Below are 9,021 nucleotides of genomic sequence, written 5' to 3' on the forward strand. Positions count from 1 at the left end.
CTCCACTGTATCGTCTTTTGTGATTTATATCACAATTTGAGATCAATAAAGCGGAACCCCGAGGCGCGGTCAAGCGTAAAATTCAGAAAATCGGATAGACTCATCGAGTCTTCAGGCGCAGCAGAATGTCCTGATCGTAGTTGCCGAAGCCGCGGCCAAAGATGTTGATGCCACCGGGATGCTTGGCGTCGTCGCGCACACCGATGCGCAGACGGACTGAATGGTGTTCGTCCAGCTTCAGATCGGCAAGGGTTACATCGGAAATGCGCAATCCATCGACGAAAGCGCCATCGTCATTGATGCGGAAGTTCTTCAGTTTGCCGTACTGCGAACCCTTCAGCTTCCACCAGTCGGGCGTGAAAACCCCACGTTTGTCGCCAAAATCACCCGGAGACGTCCAGGTTCCGATATCGGTACCGTTGACCGCGAGGGTGATGTCGGAGGGCCAGTCGGCGCTGGTGCCAGGAACCTCGGAACTCAGTTCCATCACGAACTCAATCTCGCGGATGCTGGTATTCGTCAGTCGCGCGTTGTTGGGAAACTGATACTCGACGTAGCCTCGCGTGAACCAAATGAGCCCGGCTTTCATCCGGTCCGGATCGAGGAATGTATTGGGAACGTCGAGTAGCCCGATGATGCCATCGGCTGAACAGAGCCCGCAAGGCGCCGTCACTTCGAAGCTCGTATAGAGCCCAAGCGGCATCGACACCTCGATCGCGTCCGGTTTGGTTTCCTTGATTTCGTTCTTGAAGACGACGAGAATCTCATCGTAAACGCTACGGCAGACCTTCTGGTTGCCCTTGCGTGCCTTCTGGGTTTCCGTCTGGATCAGCCCGGCCTCTTCGAGCATCTGCACGTTGGTCGATACGCTGGACTGCGGCAGGTCAAGTATATCAGCAATTTCGTTGACGTTCATCGCCCCCCTCTCGTGCAGGAGCTTCAATACGGCGATGCGAGCCGGAGATGCGAGCCCTTTGAGGATAGGCATCCCCTCTTCTGGCTCGACGACAAGAAAGTTGCGGCTCATGGGACTCCGATCTACGACAACACAATCGTTGTTTTATATCAGAAAATGTGATGTTATCAATTGGACGATCGCGATTGATTGATCAGAAGCGACCACAGGCGTGTTCTGCAGGAAAACGCATCAGGGCGGGCCTCCAGGCAACTCTATCTGCCTGGGCTGTCTTGCGTCGGCCTGGGACATGAAGCGGCTTGAATACGCAAAGCGTCTTGCTGCGCGCTGCCGTATGAGGCGAGGTTACGGGCGCGTGCGCTGCGGAGGCAAGTCACACGGATCAGGACGGGGCCGCCATTGAACGGTTAGCCGAAGTCTCCGAGCGATGCGGCGATGTCTGCGATGGAGCGGAAGAGCACGAACCAATCATCCTTCGAAGGTGTGAAACCTCGCCGCCGCCAAAATTTCAGCGGCTTCGTCGTCGATGGCGTTGACCATCAAGGCCCGAACGCTGGAGGGCGTGCTTGACCAGACCCGCGCCAATGCCGCACCCCGCCCATGCCGTGACGGCAGCGAGTTGACCGAGAAGCAGGCAGGGAACCGGATCGGGTGGTTGGCCCGTGCGAATTGAGCGCGGCAAGATAGAGGCAACCACAGCTGTAGGGGCAAGGCCACAACATCCGACCACCAGGCCGGCTTCGTGGACTACGAGAACGGCCGTGAAGCCCTTTTGCTGATTGGTGAGCGCGCGCGTCTTCAACCAGCGATCGAGCGTGGGTTTTCCGCAGGAGAAGTTAGAAACGTCATGCGTGGTGGTAAGCGCGCGAGCCGATGGCGAGACGTCTTACCGCTTCGCCACGTAGCCAGGTTCCAAAGGCGCGGGCCGCCTGGCAAGCTCCACCATCTCGGGACCTGGGGCTGCCTTACGAGATAGGACTTCCATAAATTCGGCGAATCCTTCAGGGCTCATGCGAACCAGCACCTGCTCCATGACGACTTCCTACACAAAATGCGCTAGCCGCCGACCACCTGAAGGGCCTTATCCGAGTGGAATCTTGCTGTTCCCTTGCCACTGGATTTGGCCAGGTAGAGCGCCTGATCGGCCTTCTGTAACAAATCGGCGCCTTCTCGTCCGTCGGTGGGCGAGACTGCGATACCGATGCTGACACCGATTTCGACGACAGTGTCCGTCACCCTGTAGGGGGATCGCAAAGTCTCGATGATCCTGCTTGCACGTGTCCGCAACTCGTCACGGTTTGTCAGCCCCGGCATCACCACCACAAATTCATCGCCCCCGAGGCGGGCCGCCGTATCCTGCTCGCGAAGGAGCGATCGCAACCGCTCCGCGACCTGACAGAGAAGCTCATCGCCGGCCGCATGGCCGTGCCCGTCATTGACCGCTTTGAAGCCATCCAGATCAAGATACATGAGGGCTACGCCCGGCTGGCGGCTTTTCAGATGGCCAATGAGGCGATCCAGGCGATCAAGCAGCAGCACGCGATTGGGCAAGCCCGTAAGTGCGTCGCGCATGGCGCGCGCCTCGCTGCTGCGGATCAGCCGTGCCGCCTCTCCCGAATAGCGAAGTACGAATACCGACAGAGCCACGAAGGCGCATAAGGTGATGACAAGAATCGGTCCGGCCGTTCGCAAGAGCGCATCACCGGGACGCGCAGGATCCCAGGCCAGATAGCGGGCCGTCGCCTTTATCTCGTCGGAAAAGCGGATTCGCGCACGAGGGTCTACACTCTCGTCATCAATATCGGCGAGTCTCAGATTGGGCAGCAGATAGGTATTTCCAAGGTCGGCCAGGCGGGCTGCGGTCAAGACGTCCACAAACACAACCAGATAGCCCGTATCCTGAGGCCGTGTCTTGTCAACGAAAGGACGCAGGGGCGCTACCGCCACCATAGCGAGTTCATTTCCGGCGCTGACCAGGCCAAACGTCGCGCTGACGCGATCGCCGCCACGAGTGCGCGCAACAATCTCGTTGAAGCCGTTCGATAACAGAGACCGGGCATCCACCGCCCCGCCTTTTTTATCGACATAAGAGTAAACGGTGCGATTTTCTGGATCCAGCACGAACGACATTGCTAAGCCGTAGCTATCCTCGCCGGCGTGGCCGATATTGCCGTCGATCCAGGGAAAATCGAAGTTATCGACGATTGCAACGACGGCTTCATCCCAATGGCCATAATCTGACGCTCCCTTGGCAAGGGCTTTGCCGTGAACGTCAATTGCGGCACGCGCCAATCGTGCCTGTTCACTGATCGCGGTCTCCGTCTGATAGTTTGCGAGCCAGATCAAACCGCCAGCCGAACCAACGAGCAGCAGTGCGGTCAGCAGCACAAGTGGCAGAATGACCCTGAAGAAGAATTGCCGGGTGGCATCGATTTGTCTGGGCATTTTTCTCAACGAACAGCGTTTCTTGCGCGGAAGGTCGCCGAGCAATCCAAAAACCCGGCGCTCTTGGCTTGTGTGACCACCCGCCATTTGCAGATGACCTATGCACGCGCTTAATTTAGAAGTCGTGAAGAAAGAGCCTCAGTTTCAATCTTTCTCGTGCCAATTTTTCACTGAGATTGCGCGCGAGCAATCCGTGCACCTTTCCTTCGGGGTCGCCAAATACCATCGAAGTCGGGTGAGTTGGCGCAGTTGCGGGGCTGACTGTGTTCCACACCATGCCGATAGAGGCAACCGAGGCCCGGTCATCGTCTGGGGAAAGGAACTATTCCTTTGCCGGTTTCCAGCGGCTTTGGCGGACGTTTTCACGTTCGCACCGCACTGCAGCCGGCGATCTGTCCGCCGGTCAGGCGCAGGGTGGCGGGGGCGAATTCGTCACCAAAGCGCTCTGCTTTTAGAGCGGGAGCGTTGAAATCAGACGTAAGCAACCCGCTCGCCGAATTCGCTGTCGTCATCAAAGTTCTTGGTTCCGATGCGGTCACCTTCACCAGAGAGCCTCGGCGGCTGGCCGCCGACCTGCTGGCCAGAGGCTGTATTCGAAGACTTCACCAGTTTGGCCAATTTTGCCTCAAGCGTTGAAATGTCGCCTTGCAGTGCTTGCGCTTCGTTCTGGTCCTTCGTGCTGGCAAGTTCGGCCTTCTTGCTGGCGATCTCTTGCTTGATGCTCGCTGCATCGTCCGACGAAGATGAAGAAGCTGATGTCGAAAGCAACGTTGTCGATGTCGACGAATTCGAAATAGCGGTGACCATACGACCCTCGTTATAGGCGACTTGCACCTCTCTACTTCGCGCTGCCTTACTAGCAAGTAAAAAAGTACCAAACGGTACCGGTTTTCGTACGCGACATGTTTGGATGTTGCTGCGTCTAGACATTTACCCTTGATCACCATCAAGCGCGGCTTACCAGATAGCCGACAGATCTTAGAGACCGTTTGACAACGGGGCGGAAATTTGAGGCGGCCCGTGGTTCAAGCTTCTGATGTGGAAAACAACGAATTGGGCGTAGATGGCTGTCGGTGTTGGGTTGCCTCAAACGTCCTTTGTTAGACGAGGCGACACCTTGCAGATTGAAACGACACCTTGGAGATTGGAAACATGGCCCTCAAGCGGATGGACAATGTCGGAATCGTCGTCGAAGACCTCGGCGGGACGATTGATTTCTTTCGCGAACTTGGCCTCGAGCTCGAAGGACGGGCCGTGATCGAAGGAGAATGGGCCGGACGTGTCACGGGACTGGGCGATCAGCAGGTCGAGATTGCCATGATGCGCACACCGGACGGCCACAGCCGGCTCGAGCTTTCCCGCTTCATCAGGCCGCCTGTCGTCGCAGATCACCGGAAAGCCCCGGTTAACGCCCTAGGCTACCTCCGCGTCATGTTCGCAGTGGACGAAATCGACGAGACGCTTGAACGGCTCCGCACGCGCGGCGCGCAGCTCGTAGGCGAAGTGGTCCAGTATAAAGACGCGTATCGGCTCTGCTACATCCGTGGGCCTGAAGGGATTCTCATCGGACTCGCCCAAGAACTCTGCTGAGCGCAATAAGGCGTCTATTCCGCCCATTCGACATCGGCGGTAAAGGCAATGGTGAGCCAGCGATTGGCACTCTCGTCGCCGATTGCCGCACCGATTTCGTCGCGCAGCGCATCCCATTCCTCCACCGTCTTGGGCGGCAGGCCCTCTGGAACGATGAAGTAGAGCTCAATCTGCGTCGCGCGGCCGACGCGAGCGACATAGGCGCGGTAGGAGAGGAAACCAAGGCGGCGAACCGTCTCCAATGCAACCTCATCGACATGGTCCTTCAGATCGGCCGGCGCGATCAGCAGGATTTCCGTCAGCGCCTTCCAGACGGTGCCGATCGGAAGCGGGATCATCACCAGGCAGACGAGCGTCAGGACGACCGGATCGACATAATTGGCGACCCAGGCAGCGGGCGTCGGTTGGACGGCGAGGCCGACCAGAAAAGCAATCAGCAATGCGAGCGCGATCCCGCCGGACATGATCCAGGCCGTGATATCGAGCGATATGATATTCGATTGCAGGCTGCGGTTCAGCCTGATGCCCATTCCGGCCATGGCCACACAGACGAGCAATGTCGCCGCGCAATAGGCGATCGCGACACCGAAATGCAGTTCGTGACCGCCGTTGAGGATACTGATGATCGCGTTGATCAGCGCATAGACTGCCACCGTCATGAGCAGGCAGCCGTTGAGCATGAGGACGATCGGTTCCAGGTGCCAGAAGCCCATGGTGAAGCGGTTGCGAATTCTGCCGGAGAGCGCATCGGTCTGCGCCGACTTGACGATCAGGCTCGAAACCCACAGCGCGAGCCCCGTCATTGCCGCGTCCGCCAGCGAATAGACGCCATCGAAGGCGATGGAAAACGAGCCCGACAATATGCCGAAGACGACACCGAGCGCAGCAACCACAACCGTGGCAGCGATCGAAATGCGTAAAAAACCCTGCTCACTCCACATCCGCATTTCCCCCACGATGGCACGGCACCGCATTCACTCTATCGTTTCCGGACCGATGGTGAAGACGTCCGGAGCCATTCGGACCCGTCGCCTGCTTTGTTGTGCGTTGACCGACGCGCCGCCCTCATGCAGTCTTATCTTATGGTCAAGGGTGTCCTTCTTGACGTTTCCGGCGTGCTGCTCGACGGTGACAGGGTTTTGCCGGGAGCAGCACAGTGTATCGTGAGCCTTGAATCGGCCGGCCTGCCTGTCCGGCTCGTGACCAATACGACGCGGCAATCCAAACGCCAACTTGCGCAACATCTCCGATCTCATGGCATCGAGGTTGAGCTGCACAGACTGTTCGCCCCCGCTGCGGCTGCCTGTGGTTGGCTGAAAAAGAACGGATACGCGCCGCATCTGCTGGTTCATCCGGACCTTGAAGAGGATTTCGCCGAGTGCAGCACCTCGGGTCCCTGCGCTGTCGTCATCGGTGATGCGGCACAAGCCTTCGGCTATGACAGTCTGAACGAAGCCTTCCGCAAGCTGCAGAAGGGTGCGCCATTCCTGGCACTGGCCCGCAATCGCGCTTTCAAGGATCACGACGGCCTTTTGAGCCTGGACGCGGGCGCCTTCGTCGAGGCGCTCGAATATGCCGCCGGCACCAAAGCCATTCTGTTTGGCAAGCCGTCTCGAGATTTCTTCACCGCAGCGGTGGAAAGCATGGGCTGCCGCCCGCACGATGTCGCCATGGTAGGGGACGACGTCGAGAGCGATGTTGCCGGAGCACTTAGGGCGGGGATCGGCGCGGGTATCCTGGTTCGAACGGGGAAATACCGCGCCGGAGACGAGAGGCAGGTCGAACCACGACCGACGGCTATCGTCGCAAGTATCGAGGAGGCCACCCAGCTCATCCTGGGAATGTCTGCTAAGGGCGATTGACATCAACGCAGCCTGCCGGCGCTGTCTGGTTTGACACGCGACGAGGCCGGTGTCGCAGGCGTGCCGATCGTCACAGTGGCCGGGGGAGAGATCGGCGAGCAACATGTCGGCCTGAAGGGGACGATGAATGTGTTGTTCCTCGAGAACCTTGCGGCCAAGACGCATCGCGGCCTTCGGGGCCCATGTCGAAGACGGCAGGTCCGGCGGCCTGTGCTTCGCTACAAGGTCCTCAAGCAGTTCGACGCTGCGCGGTGCCGGTCAGGAGAGACTGCGAGATCGACGAGGCCGAGGCCAATGTCGAGCAGCGCTGCCCGCGCTACCAGGCCGGAAACGGATCTTCGAGTGCGGACCAGTCCTGCGGATCGGCGCTGGCCAGACAACCGTCCAACGCGACACGGACGCCTGTCTCGTCCATGTCCACACCGATGAACACGAGCTCCTGGCGACGATCGCCCCAGACGCTGTCCCACTGGCTCTTCAGATGCTCATGAAACTGCGTATGGCTCGGCCAATCTTGCCAAGGAACGGCCGCCCACCAGAGCCCCATGGGTTCGCAGCGCCGCTGCACGCCGGCAGCCGACATGAGCCCCACATGACGCGGGCGCGTGGCAAGCCAGAAATGGCCCTTGGCGCGAATTACGCCCGGCCAGGGCTCATCCAGGAATGCTCGAAACCGCATCGGATCGAAGGGACGTCTTGTGCGGTACACAAAGCTCGACACCCCGTATTCCTCTGTCTCCGGAACATGGGCGCCTGAGCTGTACAGCTCCTTGTGCCACAGCGGGTGCGCAGCCGCTTTCGCCTCATCGAAGAGGCCGGTGTTGAGGACGCTCGCAAGAGGAATCCTGCCGAAATCGGTTTCCACCTGGCGCGCATCCGGATTGAGTGCAGCGACCACCTTGCGGACCTCGGCGCGAATTTCCTCGGTCGTGTCCGAAATCTTGTTGATCACCACAACATCGGCAAATTCGATCTGGTCGACCAAGAGATCAACAAATGTCCGCCGGTCCTGACTGTCCCGCTCCAGGCCACGGTCACGCAGGAGATCGGCGCTACTGTAGTCGGCTAAAAGGCTCGCAGCGTCGACTACGGTGATCATCGTGTCAAGTTTCGCAAAATCGGAGAGGGAAACCCCGTTCTCGTCGCGGAACGAAAAGGTTGCCGCGATAGGGCGTGGCTCCGCAATGCCAGTCCCTTCGATCAACAGATAGTCGTATCGCGCGTCCTCGGCCAGTCGCCGCACTTCCGTCAAGAGGTCGTTCCGCAGGGTGCAGCATATGCAGCCATTGCTCAGCTCAACCAATGTCTCCGTCGTATGCGACAGGTTGCAGCCGCCATCTCGAATGAGACTGGCGTCTATATTCACCTCACTCATGTCGTTGACAATGACGGCAACCCGCAGACCCTCGCGATTGGCCAGCACGTGGCTGAGAAGCGCTGTCTTGCCAGCCCCGAGAAAACCGGCAAGCACGGTCACCGGTAGCCTTTCTGTCCTGTTCATCGTCATCCCTTCAATGTCGCCCTTCGGAACGACGTTGCCACCGCAAGAATCTGCTTTGTATCACTCGCGTCCGGAGCCTACCCGTAATCTCGTCCGATGCCTCATGCGGCGAGCTGCGGCCGGAAGACCACATCGGCCCAGTAGTTTGCTGAATCGAAGGTGCTCGTCGGGAAGAGACCCGCGGTGGCGGACCCGCCGTAGGCATAAACGCCGTTGCCACCGGCGGCGGCACTTGACAGGGCCGTCAGCGGACCGCTGGTGACGCCGCTGGTGAAAAAGCCATCGGTCGCCACATAGGCGCCGGTCGTGTGGTAGGAGGCGACATAGGTGGTGTTGGCGGTGATCGTGACAGGGGTCGCGAAGTTCACCGTCTGCCACCCGCTCGCCGAGGTGTTGGTGAAGGTGGCAGTGGCGAGCTTGGTGCCTGCGGTGGTCCACAGGTCGACGACGTTCTGGCCGGTGTCGTTGGCGCTGCGGTAGAACTTGATGCCGGTGACATCACCGGCAACGTTTGACTGGAACTTGACGCCGAGTTCGAGTTGCTGACCATCGTTGAGGTTTGTCTGGGCCGGCGTATTGGAGGCGCCGAACAGGCTGTAGGTCGTGGGAGCTGTCGTCGCCGTGATGTTGAAGGTCTCGCTGGCGGCAAGGCCGGCAAGGTCGGTTGCCGTTACCTTGATGCCGGACGTGCCGGCTGTCGTCGGCGT

General features: G+C 59.3%; 8 protein-coding genes and 1 pseudogene. 2 read left to right on the forward strand and 7 right to left on the reverse strand.

The genetic code is table 11. From position 1 onward, the window contains the following. Positions 1-100: 100 nt before the first annotated feature. The 4 genes and pseudogenes from FHT71_RS25505 to FHT71_RS25515 form a co-directional block, all read right to left on the reverse strand. On the reverse strand, positions 101-1,027 hold the full coding sequence (locus FHT71_RS25505) for a helix-turn-helix domain-containing protein (RefSeq protein WP_132589568.1): 927 nt from the start codon (positions 1,025-1,027) through the stop codon (positions 101-103). Between the two features lie 296 nt (positions 1,028-1,323). Beyond that, positions 1,324-1,766, reverse strand: a pseudogene (locus FHT71_RS31900) (N-acetyltransferase); the annotation flags it as partial. A gap of 206 nt (positions 1,767-1,972) precedes the next feature. Then, on the reverse strand, positions 1,973-3,361 hold the full coding sequence (locus tag FHT71_RS25510) for a diguanylate cyclase (RefSeq protein ID WP_183722582.1): 1,389 nt from the start codon (positions 3,359-3,361) through the stop codon (positions 1,973-1,975). A 471-nt stretch (positions 3,362-3,832) separates the two neighbouring features. Continuing rightward, a complete protein-coding gene (locus FHT71_RS25515) occupies positions 3,833-4,291 on the reverse strand; it encodes a hypothetical protein (protein WP_246718090.1) in 459 nt (152 codons plus the stop codon). Positions 4,292-4,513: 222 nt separating this feature from the next. Here FHT71_RS25515 and FHT71_RS25520 point away from each other — a divergent pair, with 222 nt between their 5' ends. Then, entirely contained in the window at positions 4,514-4,951 is a 438-nt protein-coding gene (locus tag FHT71_RS25520) for a VOC family protein (protein ID WP_183722584.1), read from the forward strand. Between the two features lie 14 nt (positions 4,952-4,965). Here the strand turns inward: FHT71_RS25520 and FHT71_RS25525 are convergent, their stop codons facing one another. After that, positions 4,966-5,892, reverse strand: a complete 927-nt coding sequence (locus tag FHT71_RS25525; RefSeq protein ID WP_183722586.1) for a cation transporter — start codon at positions 5,890-5,892, stop codon at positions 4,966-4,968. Positions 5,893-6,018: 126 nt separating this feature from the next. Between FHT71_RS25525 and FHT71_RS25530 the strand changes: the two genes are divergently transcribed. Further along, on the forward strand, positions 6,019-6,813 hold the full coding sequence (locus tag FHT71_RS25530) for a TIGR01458 family HAD-type hydrolase (RefSeq protein WP_183722587.1): 795 nt from the start codon (positions 6,019-6,021) through the stop codon (positions 6,811-6,813). Between the two features lie 316 nt (positions 6,814-7,129). Here FHT71_RS25530 and FHT71_RS25535 read toward each other — a convergent pair whose 3' ends face one another. Both FHT71_RS25535 and FHT71_RS31905 read right to left on the reverse strand, forming a co-directional pair. Continuing rightward, entirely contained in the window at positions 7,130-8,314 is a 1,185-nt protein-coding gene (locus FHT71_RS25535) for a GTP-binding protein (protein WP_132589558.1), read from the reverse strand. A 101-nt stretch (positions 8,315-8,415) separates the two neighbouring features. Next, positions 8,416-9,021, reverse strand: a 606-nt coding sequence (locus FHT71_RS31905) for a DUF4082 domain-containing protein (RefSeq protein WP_245505437.1), incomplete at its 5' end; no start/stop codon positions are given.

Origin of the sequence: Rhizobium sp. BK060 (assembly GCF_014193145.1) — a bacterium.
Lineage (GTDB): Bacteria > Pseudomonadota > Alphaproteobacteria > Rhizobiales > Rhizobiaceae > Rhizobium.

Excerpts from the sequence above, each read along its gene's own strand:
- FHT71_RS25515 (WP_246718090.1), bottom strand. The coding sequence starts at position 4,291 with ATGTCTAGACGCAGCAACATCCAAACATGTCGCGTACGAAAACCGGTA.
- FHT71_RS25505 (WP_132589568.1), bottom strand. The coding sequence starts at position 1,027 with ATGAGCCGCAACTTTCTTGTCGTCGAGCCAGAAGAGGGGATGCCTATC.
- FHT71_RS25520 (WP_183722584.1), top strand. The coding sequence starts at position 4,514 with ATGGCCCTCAAGCGGATGGACAATGTCGGAATCGTCGTCGAAGACCTC.
- FHT71_RS25525 (WP_183722586.1), bottom strand. The coding sequence starts at position 5,892 with ATGTGGAGTGAGCAGGGTTTTTTACGCATTTCGATCGCTGCCACGGTT.
- FHT71_RS25510 (WP_183722582.1), bottom strand. The coding sequence starts at position 3,361 with ATGCCCAGACAAATCGATGCCACCCGGCAATTCTTCTTCAGGGTCATT.
- FHT71_RS25530 (WP_183722587.1), top strand. The coding sequence starts at position 6,019 with ATGCAGTCTTATCTTATGGTCAAGGGTGTCCTTCTTGACGTTTCCGGC.
- FHT71_RS25535 (WP_132589558.1), bottom strand. The coding sequence starts at position 8,314 with ATGAACAGGACAGAAAGGCTACCGGTGACCGTGCTTGCCGGTTTTCTC.